Annotated in this window: 20 protein-coding genes; all 20 read right to left on the bottom strand. The window is 34.4% G+C overall.

The window, feature by feature from the left end; genetic code table 11:
- Positions 1–9: 9 nt before the first annotated feature.
- A complete protein-coding gene (locus F5ESL0246_RS03385) occupies positions 10–2,361 on the bottom strand; it encodes an ATP-dependent RecD-like DNA helicase (RefSeq protein WP_122018107.1) in 2,352 nt (783 codons plus the stop codon).
- Positions 2,354–3,004, bottom strand: a complete 651-nt coding sequence (locus F5ESL0246_RS03380) for a lipopolysaccharide assembly protein LapB (protein WP_122018106.1) — start codon at positions 3,002–3,004, stop codon at positions 2,354–2,356. Before F5ESL0246_RS03380 ends, F5ESL0246_RS03385 begins: the two co-directional genes overlap by 8 nt.
- Complete coding sequence (locus F5ESL0246_RS03375; RefSeq protein ID WP_122018105.1) at positions 3,001–3,660, bottom strand: histidine phosphatase family protein; 660 nt, start codon at positions 3,658–3,660, stop codon at positions 3,001–3,003. The genes F5ESL0246_RS03380 and F5ESL0246_RS03375 overlap by 4 nt, the downstream gene beginning before the upstream one ends.
- 167 nt (positions 3,661–3,827) lie before the next feature.
- Positions 3,828–4,955: a tRNA 2-thiouridine(34) synthase MnmA gene (gene mnmA / locus F5ESL0246_RS03370; protein WP_122018104.1), complete on the bottom strand. Its 1,128-nt coding sequence runs from the start codon at positions 4,953–4,955 to the stop codon at positions 3,828–3,830.
- Entirely contained in the window at positions 4,956–5,297 is a 342-nt protein-coding gene (locus F5ESL0246_RS03365) for a DUF1831 domain-containing protein (protein WP_122018103.1), read from the bottom strand.
- Positions 5,298–5,346: 49 nt separating this feature from the next.
- Positions 5,347–6,504: a cysteine desulfurase family protein gene (locus F5ESL0246_RS03360; protein WP_122018102.1), complete on the bottom strand. Its 1,158-nt coding sequence runs from the start codon at positions 6,502–6,504 to the stop codon at positions 5,347–5,349.
- A gap of 3 nt (positions 6,505–6,507) precedes the next feature.
- Positions 6,508–7,203 (bottom strand): 5'-methylthioadenosine/adenosylhomocysteine nucleosidase, encoded by a 696-nt coding sequence (locus F5ESL0246_RS03355; protein WP_122018101.1) that lies wholly within the window; start codon positions 7,201–7,203, stop codon positions 6,508–6,510.
- Between the two features lie 16 nt (positions 7,204–7,219).
- Positions 7,220–7,531 carry a hypothetical protein gene (locus tag F5ESL0246_RS03350; protein WP_122018100.1) on the bottom strand — a complete coding sequence of 104 codons (312 nt, stop codon included), beginning with the start codon at positions 7,529–7,531 and terminating at the stop codon, positions 7,220–7,222.
- A gap of 1 nt (position 7,532) precedes the next feature.
- Positions 7,533–8,096: an NUDIX hydrolase gene (locus F5ESL0246_RS03345; protein ID WP_122018099.1), complete on the bottom strand. Its 564-nt coding sequence runs from the start codon at positions 8,094–8,096 to the stop codon at positions 7,533–7,535.
- Between the two features lie 12 nt (positions 8,097–8,108).
- Entirely contained in the window at positions 8,109–8,318 is a 210-nt protein-coding gene (locus F5ESL0246_RS03340) for a cold-shock protein (RefSeq protein WP_122018098.1), read from the bottom strand.
- Positions 8,318–11,107 carry an isoleucine--tRNA ligase gene (gene ileS / locus F5ESL0246_RS03335; protein ID WP_122018097.1) on the bottom strand — a complete coding sequence of 930 codons (2,790 nt, stop codon included), beginning with the start codon at positions 11,105–11,107 and terminating at the stop codon, positions 8,318–8,320. The genes F5ESL0246_RS03340 and ileS overlap by 1 nt, the downstream gene beginning before the upstream one ends.
- Before the next feature lie 216 nt (positions 11,108–11,323).
- Positions 11,324–12,100 carry a DivIVA domain-containing protein gene (locus F5ESL0246_RS03330; protein ID WP_122018096.1) on the bottom strand — a complete coding sequence of 259 codons (777 nt, stop codon included), beginning with the start codon at positions 12,098–12,100 and terminating at the stop codon, positions 11,324–11,326.
- Complete coding sequence (locus F5ESL0246_RS03325) at positions 12,070–12,783, bottom strand: RNA-binding protein (RefSeq protein WP_233559206.1); 714 nt, start codon at positions 12,781–12,783, stop codon at positions 12,070–12,072. Before F5ESL0246_RS03325 ends, F5ESL0246_RS03330 begins: the two co-directional genes overlap by 31 nt.
- Before the next feature lie 261 nt (positions 12,784–13,044).
- Entirely contained in the window at positions 13,045–13,347 is a 303-nt protein-coding gene (locus F5ESL0246_RS03320) for a YggT family protein (RefSeq protein ID WP_122018094.1), read from the bottom strand.
- Entirely contained in the window at positions 13,347–13,784 is a 438-nt protein-coding gene (locus F5ESL0246_RS03315; RefSeq protein WP_122018093.1) for a cell division protein SepF, read from the bottom strand. The genes F5ESL0246_RS03320 and F5ESL0246_RS03315 overlap by 1 nt, the downstream gene beginning before the upstream one ends.
- A 14-nt stretch (positions 13,785–13,798) precedes the next feature.
- Entirely contained in the window at positions 13,799–15,115 is a 1,317-nt protein-coding gene (ftsZ, locus tag F5ESL0246_RS03310) for a cell division protein FtsZ (protein ID WP_122018092.1), read from the bottom strand.
- A 15-nt stretch (positions 15,116–15,130) separates the two neighbouring features.
- Positions 15,131–16,489, bottom strand: a complete 1,359-nt coding sequence (ftsA, locus tag F5ESL0246_RS03305) for a cell division protein FtsA (RefSeq protein ID WP_122018091.1) — start codon at positions 16,487–16,489, stop codon at positions 15,131–15,133.
- A gap of 62 nt (positions 16,490–16,551) precedes the next feature.
- Complete coding sequence (locus tag F5ESL0246_RS03300; protein ID WP_122018090.1) at positions 16,552–17,403, bottom strand: cell division protein FtsQ/DivIB; 852 nt, start codon at positions 17,401–17,403, stop codon at positions 16,552–16,554.
- A 22-nt stretch (positions 17,404–17,425) separates the two neighbouring features.
- Positions 17,426–18,526 carry an undecaprenyldiphospho-muramoylpentapeptide beta-N-acetylglucosaminyltransferase gene (murG, locus tag F5ESL0246_RS03295; protein WP_122018089.1) on the bottom strand — a complete coding sequence of 367 codons (1,101 nt, stop codon included), beginning with the start codon at positions 18,524–18,526 and terminating at the stop codon, positions 17,426–17,428.
- Position 18,527: 1 nt separating this feature from the next.
- The gene (gene murD / locus F5ESL0246_RS03290) at positions 18,528–19,907 is read right to left on the bottom strand and encodes a UDP-N-acetylmuramoyl-L-alanine--D-glutamate ligase (RefSeq protein ID WP_122018088.1); all 1,380 of its coding nucleotides are present in this window, start codon (positions 19,905–19,907) and stop codon (positions 18,528–18,530) included.
- Between the last annotated feature and the right edge of the window lie 2 nt (positions 19,908–19,909).

Genomic DNA, 19,909 nt, shown 5'->3' with positions numbered 1-19,909 from the left:
CTCCTCTGCTTACGAATTTGATTGCAACGTAATTTTTTGCATCCCAATCATTGGATCAATCTGTCCTGAATAAATCATTTCTGCTGTTAGAATATATTCATTTTTCTCCTGTTTTAGAATTGTTTGCTCAGATACAGAATTGGTTTGTAATTCTTTTTTTGAGATATTTGCACCAAGAAATTCCCGTAACTTTATACTTAGTCCTGTTTGTCTATCATTACCTGATGTTTGTAATGCCAGAGTATACGCACGCGGGTCACCAATTAAAACCAAATTTTTTTCAGCCCGAGTGACGGCTGTATATAATAAGTTCCGCTTAAGCATGACGTAATTTTGCATTGTTAAACTTAAAATCACTAGTGGAAATTCTGATCCCTGCGCTTTATGTATGGTAATTGCATATGCACGGGTTACATCAAGCAAATCTTTTTTACTAAAAATAATCTCACGTCCGTCAAAATCAGCAGTCATACATTTTTTTGAATTTTTATCATCAATTGATAGTATTTTACCAATTTGCCCATTGTAAATATCTTTTTCAGGATTATTTTGTAACTGCAAAATGCGATCACCAATGCGAAAAGTTTCATCATGTATATCAAGAGTTTTACTACTGGGCTTAGCAGGATTCATTATTTCCTGAATCACATTATTTAAATTGATAACACCACCATCACCTTGATACATTGCGCCCAATATTTGCACATCATCTTGCTTAAAACCGCGCGCAAGTGCACGTTCAACTATTTGACTAACCACATGGTCAACCTCATGTGGAGGGCAAGAAATAAATGAATAATTTTGAGTTTTGGTAAATAAAACTTGTTGATCTTGCCCTTCATTAATTGCATGTGCCAAAGTAATAATACTTGAATCATCACCTTGACGATGAATTTGTTTCAAAACAGTTGTTGGAAAGACATCAGCCTTAATTAGATCACCAAAAACGTTTCCCGGTCCTACAGAAGGTAATTGGTCTTTATCTCCCACAAATACCACATGCTTAGTTTCGTTGATACTTGATACTAATTGCTTAAACAAAAACATATCAACCATTGACATTTCATCAATAATTAAAATTTCACCATTTAACTCATTTAAATCCATAGCTTCGTTTTCACCGATTCCTAGCCCCAGCAAGCGATGAATTGTTTTGGCAGTAATCCCGGTAATTTCCTCCATGCGCTTTGCAGCTCTTCCCGTTGGTGCTGCTAATAAAAATGGTGGATCACTACTATAAAGTGTTGAGGCAGGAATTTCTGCCAAATTTCGTAATGCCAACAAAATTCCATTAATAATTGTTGTTTTACCAGTTCCTGGTCCCCCTGTTAAAATTGAAATTGGATTAGTTAAAGCGTTAATAATCGCAACTCGTTGTATATCATCATAGTGAATATTAAGTTGTTTTTCAGCTTTTTTGATTGCTTTTTGAACATCTTTTACAGAATAATTATCTGTTTTTTGTTTTTCAAGTAAATTTTTCATTGTTAAGGCAATGTCATTTTCTGTTTGAAAAATATTTTGTAATGCTGCATTTTCACCTGCGACAACAATTTTACCTTCATGCTGCAGATCATTGACACATGTTGCAATTACATCATAGTTATCAAATGATAATAATTTACCAGCATTTGTCAAAAGTAATTTTAGTTTAATAAATGTATTACCAGCTTGACTTAATTCATCAGTTAAAATCTGAAAAAGAGCACCCTTAATTCTACGAGGATCATCATTTGCTAGACCTAATTCCATACCCATTCGATCAGCACTTTTAAAACCGTATCCAGTCACTTCCGCTATCATAGCATATGGGTCTTTTTGAAGTTTACTCAAAGTTTCACCATGGTAAATCTGATATATCTTATTTGAAACCTTTCTGTTTAAACCAAATTGAGCCAATTTCAGAATAATTTCAGAATAGGAGTCCATTGCATTGATACCATTTAACAAGCTATCCTTTTGCTTTTTAGTCAGTGATAATGTAGCAATCTTAGTGGGATTATCCTTTAAAATACTTAAAGCATTAATTCCTAATGAAGCAACAATTTTATTTGCGGTTTTTTTGCCAATACCTAGAAATTGTTTAGAACTCAAATAATTAACCAAACTGCCCTTTTCGTGTGGTAAAGCTTGCTTATAACTTTCACACTTAAATTGTTGTCCAAACTTATTATGAATAATTAAACTACCGTGAAATCGATAAGTGCCACCAATTTGAATATCACCGAAATTACCTGTTACCTTGATTTCTTCACGATCATAACCATCTATTGAATCAATAATTGTTACATCAAGAATTTTGTACAAATCCTGATCATTTTCAAAGATGGTACGATTTATTTTTCCAGTGAACTCAACCATTAAACTTGTCCTTATCCCCGATTATTTTTAAAAGTGCATCATACTTTTTTTGAGCTTGCTCAAAATATTTAATATCTTGCTTTTGAGAGATGGTAAAATATTTTTCTGCTAAATCACGATTTTTAGTTAAAATCGTGATTCCTAACATAAAGTTAACCTTAGCACTGCGCTGGTCCTGCGAAATTGTTGTATAACTCTTTTCCGCCTGGTCAAATTCTCCCAAACCAAGCCAAATATCTCCTAGTAATTCTAGGACGCGATCATCAGTTTCACTAATTGTCAAAGCATAGGCAAGAGCCTTTTGTAGTTGTCCCATTTTCATTAAAACTAATGATTTTTGGTATAAAACCAGATCATCATTTGGAATATGATCGAGTAGCTTCAGTGCTTGATCATATTTTCCCTGCATGTAATAACACACTGCCAAATCATAATCTAAATCTTGTGGATTCTTAACTGCATTTTTAGCTTGCTCAAGCAGCTGCGTAGCTTGGTCAAAGCTACCTTCTTCGATCAAAATTGTTGCTAATTTTAAATAATTTTCTGATTCCTGTGGATGGTTATCAATTTCACTAATTAAATTATCTATCCGTTTTTTGATCATTTTATTGTCATCTTTTTTTGGAAATTTATTACTTTTCATAATGAATCTGAATCCACCAATTTTCTTTCTAAAAAACTAGTTTCATTCCATACAATTAAGTGAAAGTTTTTTCCTTGGTCTATTGTTTCCAGGATTGTTAAACTAGTATTACTCAGCCCACCATGTTGACGAAGATTATTTAGAGAATATCCTAACAACCCGCCTAAAATTGCCGCAAGTGCAGCTCCATGACTAATTACCAAAACTTTCTGATCTTTTTTAGGATATTTTTGGACAATTTCTTGGGTAAAATTTTTGCCTCGCTTGATTACATCACTATAATTTTCTCCACCAATACTTTTGCCATCATAATTTTGAGGGTGATGCCATAAATTATTTATTTGTTCAGGGTATTTAGCTAACGCGTTTGAAAAATGTAACCCTTCAAGTTGGCCTAAATCAAATTCTCGTAAACGCTCATCAGTTTTTATAATCAAATTTGTTTCCAATTCTTGTTGAAGTCCCTTTGCTGTTGTAACTGCTCGTTTTAAAGGACTAGTATAAATTGCAGAAAAGTCTGTTCCTTTTAAGTAATTTCCTAATTTTTTTATATCAATTAAACTTTGAAGCAATAATGAAGAATCACCGTGTGCTCCTTGAAATATCTGTGCTTGGTTCCATTGTGTTTTCCCGTGACGAACAAAATAAATCTGCATTTAAAACTATCTCTCCTGTATTAGTTACTGTTTTAGTTTATCATTTTATCAAATTAAAATAAAAAGACTTAATTAAAGAAAAAAGAGCAGTACTCTTAAGAAATTTCAAAAGTTAAAAAACATTTTAAAACCCCATTTAGACACACTACTCTTTTTATTCATTTAAATTAAACTAATTGAAGCTTACACCCATTTTGATAGGCACAATCAATGTTGCCACCGCCTAAACATTCTTCGCCATCATATAGTACCAAGGCTTGTCCTGGAGTAACCGCCCGTGCAGGCTCATCAAAATAGACAGTTATTGTATTAGTCTTAGAGTGATAATGAACATTTACACTGACATCAGGCTGACGATAACGAAATTTTGCAGTACAGCGCATCTTAAAGTCGTGGTTTGGTTGACCTGTAAAAAATGACATTTGACTTGCTTCAAGCTGAGTCGCATATAACAGCTCACTGTCATAGCCCTGCTCAACAATCAGTTCATTGTTTTTCAAGTCTTTACCAACAACAAACCAAGGAGCTGTTGATTCTTTAGTTGAACCAAGACCTAAACCCGAACGCTGACCGATTGTATAGTACATTAAACCTGCATGTTCTCCGACAATTTTGCCTTCAGGAGTAACCATCTTACCAGATTGTGCTGGTAAAAATTCACTCAAAAATTTACGGAAATTCCTTTCACCAATAAAGCAAATTCCAGTAGAATCTTTTTTCTTAGCTGTAGCTAACCCACTCTTGATTGCAATCTCACGAACTTGAGGTTTAGTTAAATTAGCTAAAGGAAAAATCACCCGACTAATTTGTTGTTGACTAAGTTGACTCAAAAAATATGTTTGATCTTTGTTGCCATCTTTAGGTCTCATCATATGAGTAATACCGTTTTGATCTGTTGCCGTTTTGGCATAGTGCCCCATTGCAATGTAGTCAGCATCCAAGTTCATAGCAAATTCTAAAAAAGACTTAAACTTGATTTGGCTATTACACATTATATCTGGATTGGGAGTTCTTCCACGCTTATATTCCTTTAAAAAATACTCGAATACACGTTGCCAGTATTCTTTTTCAAAGTTAATTGAATAGTAGGGAATGCCAATTTGATCCGCCACTTTTTTAACATCTTCATAATCTTCTGTTACTGTACATACTCCAGCATCATCGGTATCGTCCCAATTTTTCATAAAGACTCCGATAACATCATACCCCTGCTCTTTAAGGAGCAAAGCTGAAACGGAAGAATCCACTCCGCCACTCATTCCGACAACTACTCTGGCTTTTTTTGCCACTTTCAATCAATCCTTTACTGGAATAATAATTTTGCGTTCTTCCAAATCTTTAAGAATATAATTCAACAGTTCAACTGTAGGCGCTAATTGTTTATTCTTAAAAATATTAACTTTCTTTAAACCATTACGATCAGTCACAACCATTGTTAAATGCATCATGTCTTTATCAATCGTCATTTTCAACTTAGTGGGCGCATTGTATGGAGAATCATTGTATAACGGATGCTCATAATTGAAATTACCCCGTTTAGTCTTCACAAATCCTACATCAATCAACGCATAAAGTTTTAAATCAGGACTAAGTGTAAACTTACGATTATCACCATTAATTATCGCTATATTTGCCATAATTTATCTCCCTCTTACAAATAATAAGTGATTTTAAAAAATAAAGCAATCATTTTTCTCTTGTTTGTAACTTGCAAGCAATTTTTGCTAACTGAAGTGCAAAAGACTTAATCTCTTTCGCAGTATTATATCGTCCAAATGATATTCGAATTGATTCATCTATTCGTGGTGAGTTTGAACCAAACATAGCTTGCAAAACATGTGATGGCTCAAGTGAGCCAGCAGTACAAGCAGAACCTCCCGAAATTGCAAAACCAGCTAAATCAAGACTAGTCAGAAGTAAAATTGTAGAAACTCCATTAATGTGCAAATTCAGAATATGATGTGAGCAATATTCTTTAACGCCACCGTTAATTTCATAACTAACTCCAGCTTGGTCAAGCTCAAACAAAACCAATTTTTGAAAATATCGGTATTTAGCCTGTAATTCAGCCTTATCAATTGTTGTAATTTCTTCGACTGCTTCGCCAAATCCAGCAATCCCTGGAACATTTTCGGTACCGGCTCGCCTCTTAGTTTCCTGTTCACCACCAAGAATTAAAGGAGGTAATTCAACTTGCGAATTTTCATATAAAAATCCTAAGAACTTCGGACCATTAATCTTATGAGCTGATGTTGACAATAAATCTATCTTCATCTGTTTAACATCGATCTCTATATTTCCGAGTCCTTGTACAGCGTCAACGTGGAAGTACGCATTGCTTTTAGCTACGATAGAACCAATTTTAATAAGTGGATTAATTGTTCCGATTTCATTATTAACTGCCATCACAGAAACCAAAATTGTTTCAGGTGTTAACGCTGTTTGCAATTGATCAAGTGAAATACGCCCATCAGAATCAACGTCCAAATAAGTAACGTCATATCCTTCTTTTTCAAGTTGTTTCATTGGTTCTAAAACAGAAGGATGCTCAATTTTAGTAGTAATAATTCGGCTCCCATTGTTTTTTTTGCTGTGTGCAATACCTAATATGGCAGTATTATTGCTTTCTGACCCCCCTGATGTAAACACAATTTCATTATCTGCAGCATTAATTGAAGCCGCAATTTTTGATCGTGCCTGATCAATTGTATGTCTCGCCTTACGACCTATTTCATAGGTACTAGAAGCATTACCAAAATTATTCTTCATTTCAGTAGTGATTTTCTCAATTACTTTGGGAGACATTGGTGTCGTTGCGGCATTATCTAAATAGATTTCTTTCATGAACTATTTCATCTTCTCCAGGTATTTACAAATTATCTTGGCTGCCTTGGCGGCAGATTTTTGGGCAAATAAATCAAAATCATCATTTGCACCATCATCACCATTATCTGAGATTGCCCGAATAGCAATGAGCGGTTTCTTGAAATGATGACAGACTTGGGCAAAGGCTGCACCCTCCATTTCTACACCTAAAGCATTTGGAAAATTACTTTTAATTTGATCTTTTTGCTCTTGAGAACCAATAAATGAATCACCTGTTACAATTAGCCCCTCTTGATAGGATAAATTTTGTTCATGGATAAACTGAATAAAATTATTTCGTTCACATGAATCTAGATCAAAAACAGCTGGCTCTCCAGGAATTTGACCTTCAACATAATCTCCAGCAAGTGTATTATGCGCGTCATGATAAGAAAAAGTTTTAGCAATAACCAAATCTCCTTGATGAACTTCTTGCTGTAATGACCCAGCGGTTCCAGTCATTAATATTAAATCTATATTTACTTGGCTCAGTAAGCAAGTTAAATTGATAGCCGCTTGAACCTTACCAATACCACTAAGTCCCAGATAAATATCATTCTGATTAACGTAAAAATGCTCGAATACTGTCGATCCGAACATTTTCCTGCTACCAGAGTGAAAATATTTACGATAATATTCTGCCTCAATTTCCATTGGGACAACTATTGCTATTTTCATTTTCCCCTCGCATCTATTATAAGTGAAATAACGCAAATAATACCAAAATTATCAGAGTCAACACAATTAAAATTGCATGATTTAATTTTCGCTTAAGTCGTAATCCTTTTTCTTCAGAAAGTTGATTAATATCCTGAGTCCTACTGTATTGCTGACTTTCGCGTCGTCCCACAGATTCGCTTACTGAAGAGTCTTTTTCTGTTTCTCTTGTAAATGCAGGATTAACATCAACTTCATTATCCTCAAATGCGGTCTTAATTGAATTTAAAAATTGTTTATTTTTCTTGTGTTTGATTTTTTTACGGTAATCAGAACGCTTTTCAGTCATCTTATTCCTTTGTGTTAGCACCAGTTAACAGCATGTTTTCCCATACACTCATTGCATATAAGGTTTTAGCATCAACAATCTTTCCTTGAGAGATTAACCGCTTTAATTCTTCTAAATTATACCAATGTCCTGTTAAAAACTCATCGTCGTCAAGAGGTAATTTGTCAGTTACTTTTGTCAATGTATCACAATAAAATAGATATAACTTTTCATCAGTAAATCCAGGTGAAGAATAAAATTCGGTGATTGGCTCCCAATAGTCTGCATGATAGCCTCCCTCTTCATTTAATTCCCGTTTCATTGCATCCAAAGGACTTGCATCCTTTTTATCAATTAAGCCTGCTGGAATTTCTAAAGTTAATTCCTTTATCGGTTCTCGCCATTGCTCAACTAGAAGCATTTCCTGCTTGTTATTAACTGCAATAGCCGCTGCTGCTGGCTGATGTTTTACCACTTCTCTAGTAGCAGTCTCACCATTAGGTAATCTAATTGTCTTAACTGAAAGGTCAACAATTCGACCCGAAAAAATTTGTTTTGTAGAAATTTCGGTTTCTGTTAAATCCATTTATTCTCTTTCCTAAACATCGGCTAAATATACATTAACACATTGTAATCCGTTTTTACCTTGCGCAAGTTGGTATTTGACCTTTTGTCCCACTTGAAGCCTGCGATAACCCTCTTCTTTAATCGCAGTATAAAAAACAAAATAGGATTTATGATTCTGTTCGTCTTCAATAAAACCAAAACTGCTATTTTGATCAAACTGTTTGACTATTCCTAAACGCATTATTCTTCTAATCCTTCTTGAATTGCTTCTGGAAACTCAGACTTAACAATTGCAGCACACCGACCACAAATCATTGACAAATCGTTATCTTTACCAATATCTGTTCTAATCATTCGACAACGTGGACATACTTCTCCATCAGCACGTTTAACAATTATTGAGGCACTTGAAAATTGTTCTGCTTCTGTAGGTGCATTATCCTGAGCAATTATTAATTTAGAAACAATTAATATCTGTCTAAAATCTGCATCCAATTGTTTTAGGGCATTCATAACTTTTTCAGTTGGATATATTGTTACAGCAGCTTCAAATGACTTTCCAATCAATTTTTTATTACGTGCTTCTTCAAGCGCTTTGAGAACATCATCGCGCAAGTCCATAAAAATATTCCAATATGATAATAGTTTATCACGATTATCATATTGTTCAACAACTGGCATTTCAGAAAGTTGAATGTAGTCTTCTTTTTCTTTTAAAAATGTCCAAATTTCTTCCATAGTGTGTGGCAAAATTGGAGTTAAAATTTTTGCTAATTTAACTGCTGCATCATAAATTACAGTTTGCATTGAACGTCTAGCATGACTATTTTTACCTTCAATGTATAAGACGTCCTTAGCAAAATCTAAATAAAAAGCCGATAAATCGTTCGAAATAAATGCAAAGACACGTTTATATACCATGTTAAAATCGTATAATTCATAACTTTTTAAACAACTCTCAACTAAATCATTTAATCTAACCTCTAGATATTGATCAATTGAATTTAATTCTTGATAATCAACTCGGTCTTTTATAGGATCAAAATCATTTGTATTTGCAAGTAAATAACGAAAGGTGTTTCTAATTTTACGGTAACTTTCAGAAGTTTGACTCAAAATTTCTTGTGAAACGGCTACGTCAGAGGTAGCATCAACTGAAGCAACCCAAAGCCTGATAATTTCTGCGCCCATTTTTTTAATGATATCACTAGGCGCAATAACATTGCCTAAAGACTTAGACATTTTATGTCCCTTGTCATCTAGTACGAATCCTTGAGATAAAATTGAATGATACGGAGCTTTTCCAGTTGTTGCAACCGAAGTAATTAAACTTGAATTAAACCAACCACGGTATTGATCACTACCTTCAAGATATAAATCCGCTGGAAAGTGCAAATCTGGTCTTTTAGCCATCACTGCTTGATGAGATGACCCTGAATCAAACCAAACGTCAAGGATATCAGTTTCCTTTCTAAATTCTCCATGGGGAGAATGTTCAGATGTGAAGCCTTCTGGTAACAAGTCTTTAGCACTATATTTGTACCAGGCATTCGATCCCTCTTTTTCAAAGATTTGTGCAATATGTTCAATCGTTTGAGGTGTAACAATTGGTGTATCATCCTCTGCATAAAATATAGGTAGTGGTACTCCCCATGCACGTTGCCTAGAAATTACCCAGTCGCCACGATCCTTAATCATATTATGCAAACGTAATTTACCCCATGAAGGCTTAAAATCAACTTGATTAATTTGACTGAGAATTTGTTCACGACATTTATCAATTGAAGCAAACCATTGTGTTGTTGCTCGATAAATCACTGGCTTTTTTGTCCGCCAATCATGTGGATAAGAGTGAGTAAAGTAACTTAATTTTAATAAATTACCAGATTTTTTTAGCTTTTCACTAACAATTTTATTAGCATCAGCATAAAAAATACCAACTAAATCAGGATCAGGAATCTCATCAGTAAAGCATCCTTTATTGTTCATCGGACTAAATACCGGTAACCCATATTTTTGGGCAACATTATAATCATCTTCACCAAACCCAGATGCTGTATGGACTAATCCTGTTCCATCATCTGCAGTTACATGCATAGCATTCATTAGTAACACATCTTGACCATAAAGAGGATGTGTTGCTAACATTCGATCCATATCGCTTCCCTTCAGATGTTGAACAATTTGGTAATCTTTCCAACCAAGTATTTCAGCAACGGTACTTAGCCGTTGGGTACCAATGACATATTTTTTATTGTCAACCTTAACAACTGAATAATCAAAAGCTGGATTAACAGTAATACCTTGATTAGAAGGGATGGTCCATGGAGTCGTCGTCCAAATTACAAAATAAGTATCTTTTTCGCTTAGAATTCCTTTACCATCTTTGACAGGAAATGAAATATAAATCGAGGGAGATTCGATGTCATGATATTCGACTTCTGCTTCAGCCAAGGTAGATTCACTCGATGGTGACCAATAAACTGGCTTTTTACCCTTATAAATAAAGCCTTTTTCATACATTTTACCAAATAGGCGAATTTCTGTTGCTTCATATTCTGGTTGTAAAGTAATATATGGATGATCCCAATCAGCCATGACTCCTAAACGCTTAAAGTCAGCCATTTGCTTTTTAATTTCCTTATTTGCGTAGTCTTGACACAATTGGCGATACTTTGAACGACTCATTTTTTCACGTTTTATGCCCTGTTTTGCCAATTGTTGTTCAATTGGTAGACCATGAGTATCCCATCCTGGCACAAACGGAGCATAATGTCCACTCATGTTTTTGAAACGAACAATAATATCTTTGGAAACTTTATTTAGAGCGTGTCCCATATGAATATTGCCATTAGCAAATGGTGGGCCATCATGCAAGTCAAATCTTGGCTTGCCCGCATTTAGTTTTAATCGTTGCTCGTATAACCTGTTTTCGTCCCAACTCTTTTGCCACTCTACTTCACGAACCGGAAGATTTCCCCGCATCTTAAATTTGGTTTTACCTAAATTTAATGTATCTTTTACTTTCATTTGGATTCCTTTCTATATAAAAAACTCACCCTAAAAATTAGGGCGAGCTTTTAATCGTGGTACCACCTAAATTGAGCTTATTAAGCTCCACTTATAATTGCATATCGTGCAATGACGCAATAAACCAATAAGACAGCTGATCAATCTATGGTATCTTTGACTAGCCTCCCACCATCGCTAATTCGCTGAGTCTACCTCAATTTTACTATCGGTCTATTAATTGTGATTCTTATAATCATCAGGAAAAATAAATGAATTTGCTCCTGAATCATTATCGTGCACATCGATCGTTGTATTATTAGAACTATCGCCCTCCATTGGGCGCGGCTCATCATTATCAATGTCTTCACCAAAGTTTACTTCATTTGGGTTATCATTGTCAACCTCATCATCTTCGTCATCAACATCTTCCTCAGCAGAAGTTAAAGTTAACGGTTCCCCACCATCTTGTGGATAGAAGCGCTCAGTTCCAAAATATTTATCAAGTGCTTTTTGCCACTGTTCATCGTTTAAATTATCAATTGCTTGCTGCAATAACTTTTGAATGTAGCTTCGATAACTTGCCACTTCTTCTTTAACATGTTTATAATCGGCCTTAATTGTTTGAAGTTGCTGTTTTTGATAATCAGTGTCGACCTTAGCTTGAGCAATTTGATCGTTAGCATTTTGCGTAGCTTCATCAACAATTTGTCGCGCCCTTACCTGGGCCTGGGCAATTGTTTCTTGTGCAGCTCGTTGAACTCTTTGGTAGTCTGCTACTTGTTTATTCAAACTATCAATTTGTTGCTGTGCCTCACTTTGTTTTTGCTTCAATTGCAATATTTCATTTTTTAAATCTACAGTTTGATCAAGAGTATCACCATAATCATCAACAATTTGATCTAGAAACTGATCAACATCATGTCTATCATAACCACTTAATCCTCTTTTTTTAAATTCCACATCATGAATATCCATTGGAGTTAATTTCTTCTGTGTTTCTTTGTTTGCCAAAGTTTCAGCACCACCTTGTATTTACCTTTTCGAGTTATTAAAATATCTAAAATTTGACTTCTACCAAAAAATCTCAAACTTAGAATATCATCTTTTTTTACTATTATATTAGAATCAATCACATAATGCCAATTTAATTTAATTAAATTATTTGCAAAAGCATCCTTCATTTGTCTTCGACTATGACCACTAATTCCAGAAAGAACTGCATCAATCCTAAGAGAAGATGTGATAATTACTACTTCCTTACTATTATCTTTTGGCAATAACACTTGAGAAAGTTTAACTGACTTAATTTCCACTTTGGTTTGGCCAATTCTATTAATTTCCTTCTCAAAAAAAGGCAATAGCTCTTTTTTAACCATAAATTGCCAATTTCCGTTACCATCCGTGATTATATCACCAAAAGTATCAGTTTCAACACCGGCATTGGCTAGAGTCCCTAATATCATGCTATGATTTAATTGAGCAAATTTTGATGGATAATTAATTTGACAAATCGCAATTTGAAAATCGAAAATTGATCGTTTAGACTTTTTTGGAGTTAAATAGAGCCTCCTTTTTTCAGCTCTATTGTAACCACCATATTCTTGAACATAAATTTCAGTCCCTGCTATTGCTTTTAGCATTGCAATTTGTCCAGGATCAAGAAAATCAGTCAAAATGATTTCATTCCTAAACACAACATTATTAAAAAAACTAATTATCTTGTTATTAAACTTGTGATCAGACTGTTCATATTGACTTAAAATATTTTTAGCATACTGTTGCTGTCTCTTTAATTTTTCTAAATTCGTTATAATTCACCAACTTTAATTCAATCTTTGAACTTTTATTTGTCAACAATCTACCTGAATTTAAAATTCTTTTTATAAAAAAAAGTCACCCCAGTAACAACTGAAAAGACTTCTTTAACTTTATTAAGTTTATAAAATAGTATGTTCCTAATTAACTAGTCTTAGTAAAATATTGGCTATCCAAATGATAACATGATCTTGTACAAAATAAAGTAGTAATAGTCCTAATATGAAAGATAAATCTAACCCAGTTGAGCTAGATAAGCTTTCAATTGGTCCTTTACGAAAAATACTCAAATATGGTTCAATCAAACGATCAATTAACCGACCTACAGTTGAATTCCTCATAGCTGGAACCCAACTCATAATCGCATCAATTACCATTATAATACTATATATCCAGATTAGTTGCCGAATTAGGGTTATTACACTATAAATTACTGTTGTCATTAACTTAGGTTATCTTTCTTGTCAACTAAATCGCTAATTTTACCATTAGTCACAAATTTAGGTGGTGTAGCTAAAAAAATCTTATCTCCAATGCGTTGAATTTCACCACTAAGAGCATAAACAGTACCCGTAATAAAATCAACAATTCTTCGCGCTGAAGCATCTTCCATGCGACTAAAGTTAATAATCACAGCTCTATTATTCAAAAGATTTTGAGCAACATCTTTTGCATCAGAATACACACGCGGTTCATAAAGAACAATCTTACTTTTAGTAGAACTTATCCCAGATTTAATTGAGACAACTTTATCATGATCAACTCCGTTAGTAATAGCCGTATTCTCTTCATCAACAGATTGATCTTCAAGATAATCTTCGTCATTAATCATCTCATCATCAGAAACGCCAAAAAATTTACCTATTTTACTGAAAGCCATTCTTCTGCCTCCTATTAATTTTCACCACGGTGTTTAAAAAAAGGTATATCATCTGTATCATCATCCATCGCACTTGTTTCAATTTGTGAGATACTACTTTGATCATCTACATCAAAAGGACTTTGATTTTCATCTTGATCAAGATTTAATGGGGTTGTTCTTCTGCTTTCCTGATCCTCACTGTTTAACCCCCATACGCTTGTAGGATCAACCATTGACTTATGCTTAGGCGCAGTCTTGACTTGCTCTGAAGGTGGCATTCTAGTTGGTTGTGGGACTGCTGAAACATTATCACCTGAACTTTTTGTTTGTTCAGCTTCCGCTTTAATTTGATGACTCCGTCCAGGCAACTGTTTAGATGCTTCTTCTTCCGCTTGAGAACTAATTCCTGTTGCAATTACAGTCACAACAACTTCATCACCTAGGTTGGGGTTAATAGATGTTCCGAAAATGATATTAACATCGTCACCCGCAGCTTTAGAAACTATTTCCGAAGCGTCTTGAGCTTCAAATAAAGTTAAATCAGGACCACCAGTAATATTAAGTAATACTTGTTTAGCACCGTCAATTGAAACTTCTAATAGAGGTGAAGAAATAGCCAATTTAGTAGCTTCTACCGTTCTATTTTCACCACTAGCACGACCAATTCCCATCAAAGCAGCACCTTGGTTAGCCATAACTGTCTTTACATCTGCGAAGTCCAAGTTAACATAATCAGTTGAAGTAATCAAATCTGAAATACCTTGAACACCTTGTTTTAAAACATTATCTGCTTCTTTAAAGGCATCCATCATCGGAGTCTTCTTATCAACCATTTCAAGTAATCGGTTATTTGCAATAATAACTAATGTATCAACATATTGTTTTAATTGTGAAATTCCTTCAGCAGCGTTCTTTGACCGTTTAGGGCCTTCAAAAGTAAAAGGACGTGTCACAACACCCACGGTTAACGCTCCGGTTTCACGTGCAATTTTGGCAACAACTGGCGCTGCGCCTGTACCAGTTCCACCACCCATTCCAGCTGTAATAAAAATCATATCTGCACCCTTTAGTGCATCTTCAATTGTTTGTTCACTTTCTTCAGCTGCCTTTTGACCAACTTCTGGATGCGAACCAGCTCCCAAACCTCTCGTTAATTTTGGCCCCAATTGAATTTTGGTTTCAGCTTTATTACTATTAAGAGCTTGTACATCAGTATTGGCAGCCACAAAGGATACCCCTTGAACACCATCATCAATCATCCGATTGACTGCATTACCACCTGCGCCGCCAACACCAATGACTTTGATGACAGCATTTTTATTGTCGTCTGAGTCAAATGTAAAATCCATCTATATTAACCACCTTTAATCAAAGAACTTCTTGAAGAAACTCTTAATGCCTTTTTCTTTATTATCTGTATTATTTTTTTTCTTGCTTTGCGACTTATGTTCTCGCTTCAACAACTCACGTCTATTATATTCTTCTTTTACTTTTGTTTCATCTGTAGTATTCACTCTTTTTAAATTTTTAGTCAGTTGTGAGTCGGATTCAGTAACTTGGCCTAGAGAGTTTTTACCATAAATTGCATCAATAACTAAAAAATCAATATCAGACATTTTATAAGCATAGTTGACAATACCATATGCTGCTGAATAAACAGGATTACGCATTCCAATTTGATCTGGCTGATAAATGCGCGTTTTTACATTAAGTGTATCGGAAATTATTTTATCTGTTCCCTGTAATAAACTATTACCACCAGTAATTACAACTCCTCCAGGTAACTTCAATGCATCATGCTTGACCAAACCTTTTTTGATTCTATCAACCATTTGAATAATCCTAGCATTAATAATTTTACTTAAATAAACTTCGTCAACCATTTGTTGCCCATTAGTGCCAACACTATTAACAGCAAACTTATTCTTAACAGAGGCAAGATTGGGATCAGCATAACCATAATCTAACTTTAATTGATCGGCATCTTTTTTCGAAGTACTTAAAACAGTAGAAATATCATTACTAATATCACCACCGCCCTCAAAGTCAATATTGGCATACTTAATCTGACCATTGTGTATGACAGTGGCTGTGGTTACACCTCCACCTAATTCAAGGATAATAGATCCGAAAGTACGCTCACTTTCGTCAAGGGCTACACTAGAAATAGCAAGAGGGGTTGGTATAAAGAAATTGTTTTGATAACCTGCACGTTCAATTGCCTTTTTTATATTGTGCAGAGGACTAGCTGGTGCAGTTAGCATAATACCTTGAACTGATAGTGAGTGAGCAATCATTTTACGCGGATCATCAACTTCTGTTTTGCCATCAATCAAGAAACGACTTGGTAAAAAAGCAATTGGTTCCCGTTCATTCTTAACGGCGGATCGAATTGATGCACGAATAACACGCCTAACATCATTATTGCCAACTTCTTGGCCATTATCACTAACGTTAATCAAATCACTTGCTGCTTCTAACTGTAACATTCCTACTGGAATACCAGTTACAACACGATAAATATTTGCATTAGTTTTTTTGGCGATTTCTTTTAAGGCTTTATTAATTGCACTTGCAGTTTCATCGATGTCAACAATGTTTCCATGTCGCATACCTTTATTTGGTACCGCTACTGCACCAATCACTTTTCCTGACTCAGCAACTACAGCCTTCACACTTGTAGTTCCTAAATCTAAGCCCACCAAAAGATTTGTATTGTCCAAAAATTAACCCCCCGTCGATAATCTTTTCAAAAATTTTACCATAAAATAAACATAATTTCAGCCTACAAAATACCGTAAACTCTCTTTTCATTTGTAGTTAAAGGACGACTATATGCCCCTACTTCTAAATCGATTAAACTTTCTTTTCCAGCTTTATCTTTTATATCATTATAATACTTTAGTTTGCTTTTGAGTGTGTCAATATTACCAATAATAACATTATTGTCTTTCATGACGAAAATAACTTGTGACTTTCTTCTAGTCTTTCCACTTAAAAGTTTAATCTGATCACGAAATTCTTTTGGTAAACTATTAAATAAATGTAAATTGTTTTTCAAAGACACTTCGTGATTATAACCAATAAAAATTGGCTGATTTCGACTGATTTTATTCCAAGGCAATAACTGGGATCCTAAATTTCCATTAATTAAAATTTTACGATATCCCGCCTCTTTTTTTATGTAACCTATTGTTTGGTATTCGTTAATTTTTAAAGTTAACTGGTTAAAATTACTAATATTTATCTGTATGCTCTTAATCTCAGGATAATGGCGCATCAATTTATATTTGATATTGCTTTGATGTAAAAGATAATCAATTACCTTATCACTTGCTTTGATTTCTGATGTCTGTACTACATCTTTTACAGGAAGATCAGTTTCACCAATAATTTTCACACTATTAACATTTGCTAGAGGCGAAATATAGTAACCAAGCATAATTAGTGCAATAAGTGAAATAACAAAAATCAACCCCAATTTTCTGACCAGAGCTGTCTTACGTTCATTGCGCAATTTAGAAAGCGAGGCAGAAACCTTGGTTCTTTGTTTATTCTTAGTTTGATTAGACTGATAGTTTAAATAGCGTGATAATTTTTCTTGAGGGTCAATTTTTGTTACACGTTTTTTTTTCAACTACCTCACCTTCTTATTCCAGTTATTTAGAGATTTCTTTCATAACTTTAATTACTTGATCTGAAGCATCTGGGACGCCCAATTTTTTAGAAGCATCACTCATTGCATTAGCATATTTGCCGTCAAGTAAAATATGATCAATTGAAGAAATAAAATTATTAGGATTCAAGTCATTTTCAGCAATGACAATGGCAGCTCCAGCTTTTTCTAAATCCAGTGCATTTTGCATCTGATGGTTATGTGTTACATTAGGACTTGGTATGAGAATTGCAGGTACTCCGAGAGCAGTAAATTCAGCAATACTTGTTGCTCCAGACCGTGAAACAACACACGTCATTTTTGGTAATAATGCAGGCATATCATTGACGTACGGTAAGATTTTTATATTATCTCCATAATCAATGCCGGTCAATTTTGCTCTAACTTTATCATAATAAAGCATCCCAGTTACCCAGATAGTTTGATATGGCTTATGTTTTAACTTTATTATGGACTTTAGCATTATTTTATTAATAGCCAAGGCTCCTCGTGAACCTCCAAAAATCAACACCGTTGGTCTTGGAGAATTTAGTGACGAGCGAATATTATAATCTTCGGAAAATAAACTTAGTACCTGTTGAGAGCGCGGATTCCCAGTTTTCACCAACTTTTTCTTTTCAGTGAATTGTTTAGCAGCATCATCAAAAGTGTAGCAAATTTTATCAACATAATGGCCCAAAAATTTGTTAGCAATACCAACCACTGAATTTGATTCATGAATCATTGTTGGGATATTCATTTTTGCAGCTGCAAAGACAAGCGCGCCACTGACATAGCCACCTGTCCCCATAACAACATCTGGTTTAAATTCACTAATGATTTTTTTGGCAGTTTTAGTTGCCCTAACAAACATTTTAAGTGTTGAAAAGTTAGTCATTATATGTTTGCGACTGAACCCTTGAATTTCAATTGTTTTAAAATTAACACCAGCATCTGGAACAATCTTAGCTTCTAAACCGTTTTTTGTTCCAACAAACAAAATTTCATCATTTGTTGCTAATTTACGCTCCTTTAACCTTTCAATAATTGCCATAATCGGATAAATGTGGCCACCAGTTCCACCACCTGTAAAAATAACTCTCATTTTATTTAGTCTTCAGTTCCTTAATAAATTTTATAAAATAATCGCCGCGTTCTTCGAATGTTCTAAATTGATCCCAAGAGGCACAAGCTGGAGAAAATAACAAGACATCACCAGATTCACTAACCTGATATGCTTCAGGTACTGCTTCTTGTAAAGTATCTTTAATAATAATTTGTTCAACGCCAGCTTTACGAGCAGCATCTGCCAATAAATACCTAGTTTCACCATACAAAACAGCAACTCTAACATGTTTTTTTATAAGTGGAACAAGTTCATCAAAATCAAAACCTCTATCTAGCCCTCCAGCTATCCAAACTTCTGGTTCATTAAAAGAAGGAATTGCTACTGATGCGGCTTCGATATTGGTTGATTTAGAATCATTATAAACCTGGCGCCCTTCAAGAGTCATCACATATTGTAAACGATGTTTAGCACCTGCAAAAGATGCTAATGTAGTACGAATATCATCAAGGTTAGCACCCATTATCAAAGAAATTGCACTAGCAACTAAAGCATTCTGCTGATTATGAAGTCCTGGTAACTTCATGTCACTCGTCTTTATAATTTTTTCTTTTTTGCTTTGCAAATAACCATCTGCAATAAAGAAATCGGCTGCATCTTCTTTTTCTGAAAAAGTCAAAATATGTGCTTTAGAAGCATCTTTTTCCTGAATCAAAATATCTTTTTGATCATAATTTGCCAAAAAATATTGCTCAGAAGTTTGAGTTTTGGTGATGTTTAACTTAGCATTCACGTAGTTGCTAAATGATCTATGATAATCAAGATGTACATTATTATAAATATCAACAATTGCTGCCACTTTGGGTTTAATATCTCTTACACCTAATAGTTGAAAACTAGATAATTCAACTACTAGAATATCATCTTTAGTTGAATAAAGAACAACTTCAGAAATTGGGACACCGATATTTCCAACGGCATATGCATGGTGCCCGTACTTTTTCAAATGATGGTCAAGGATTTGCTGTGTAAGCATTACAGTCGTTGTTTTACCATTTGACCCCGTGACTCCGACATATGGTGTATCGCTTACATTTAAAGCAATCTGTGGTTCTGTAATAATTGGTATCGCAACTTCTTGCGCCTTTTTTACCATCGGATTATCATACGAAATTCCAGGGTTTTTAACCAAAAAATCAAACTGCTCATGGTCAAACAAATTAACAGGATGAGTTCCGCTAATAATGCGAACCCCAAGATCACGTAATTTTTTTGCATGTTCGTTATTTGTCAGATCCGCTTGATCATTTAATGTTAATTTAGCCCCAAGTTTAAGGAGTAGCTTACTAACTGCAAAACCACTTTTTCCTAATCCAAGAACCAGAATATTTTTATTTTCATAAGTTTTGATTTGCTTCATTT

Origin of the sequence: Lactobacillus sp. ESL0246 (assembly GCF_003692965.1) — a bacterium.
Classification (GTDB): Bacteria; Bacillota; Bacilli; order Lactobacillales; family Lactobacillaceae; genus Lactobacillus.
Note: the sequence above shows the minus strand (reverse complement) of the source record. Positions and strands in the feature narration are given on the sequence as shown.

What these genes read in the sequence shown, in the direction of transcription:
- F5ESL0246_RS03385 (WP_122018107.1), bottom strand. Translation starts at nt 2,361, where the DNA reads ATGGTTGAGTTCACTGGAAAAATAAATCGTACCATCTTTGAAAATGAT.
- F5ESL0246_RS03380 (WP_122018106.1), bottom strand. Translation starts at nt 3,004, where the DNA reads ATGAAAAGTAATAAATTTCCAAAAAAAGATGACAATAAAATGATCAAA.
- F5ESL0246_RS03375 (WP_122018105.1), bottom strand. Translation starts at nt 3,660, where the DNA reads ATGCAGATTTATTTTGTTCGTCACGGGAAAACACAATGGAACCAAGCA.
- F5ESL0246_RS03365 (WP_122018103.1), bottom strand. Translation starts at nt 5,297, where the DNA reads ATGGCAAATATAGCGATAATTAATGGTGATAATCGTAAGTTTACACTT.
- F5ESL0246_RS03360 (WP_122018102.1), bottom strand. Translation starts at nt 6,504, where the DNA reads ATGAAAGAAATCTATTTAGATAATGCCGCAACGACACCAATGTCTCCC.
- F5ESL0246_RS03355 (WP_122018101.1), bottom strand. Translation starts at nt 7,203, where the DNA reads ATGAAAATAGCAATAGTTGTCCCAATGGAAATTGAGGCAGAATATTAT.
- F5ESL0246_RS03350 (WP_122018100.1), bottom strand. Translation starts at nt 7,531, where the DNA reads ATGACTGAAAAGCGTTCTGATTACCGTAAAAAAATCAAACACAAGAAA.
- F5ESL0246_RS03345 (WP_122018099.1), bottom strand. Translation starts at nt 8,096, where the DNA reads ATGGATTTAACAGAAACCGAAATTTCTACAAAACAAATTTTTTCGGGT.
- F5ESL0246_RS03340 (WP_122018098.1), bottom strand. Translation starts at nt 8,318, where the DNA reads ATGCGTTTAGGAATAGTCAAACAGTTTGATCAAAATAGCAGTTTTGGT.
- ileS (WP_122018097.1), bottom strand. Translation starts at nt 11,107, where the DNA reads ATGAAAGTAAAAGATACATTAAATTTAGGTAAAACCAAATTTAAGATG.
- F5ESL0246_RS03320 (WP_122018094.1), bottom strand. Translation starts at nt 13,347, where the DNA reads ATGACAACAGTAATTTATAGTGTAATAACCCTAATTCGGCAACTAATC.
- F5ESL0246_RS03315 (WP_122018093.1), bottom strand. Translation starts at nt 13,784, where the DNA reads ATGGCTTTCAGTAAAATAGGTAAATTTTTTGGCGTTTCTGATGATGAG.
- ftsZ (WP_122018092.1), bottom strand. Translation starts at nt 15,115, where the DNA reads ATGGATTTTACATTTGACTCAGACGACAATAAAAATGCTGTCATCAAA.
- murG (WP_122018089.1), bottom strand. Translation starts at nt 18,526, where the DNA reads ATGAGAGTTATTTTTACAGGTGGTGGAACTGGTGGCCACATTTATCCG.
- murD (WP_122018088.1), bottom strand. Translation starts at nt 19,907, where the DNA reads ATGAAGCAAATCAAAACTTATGAAAATAAAAATATTCTGGTTCTTGGA.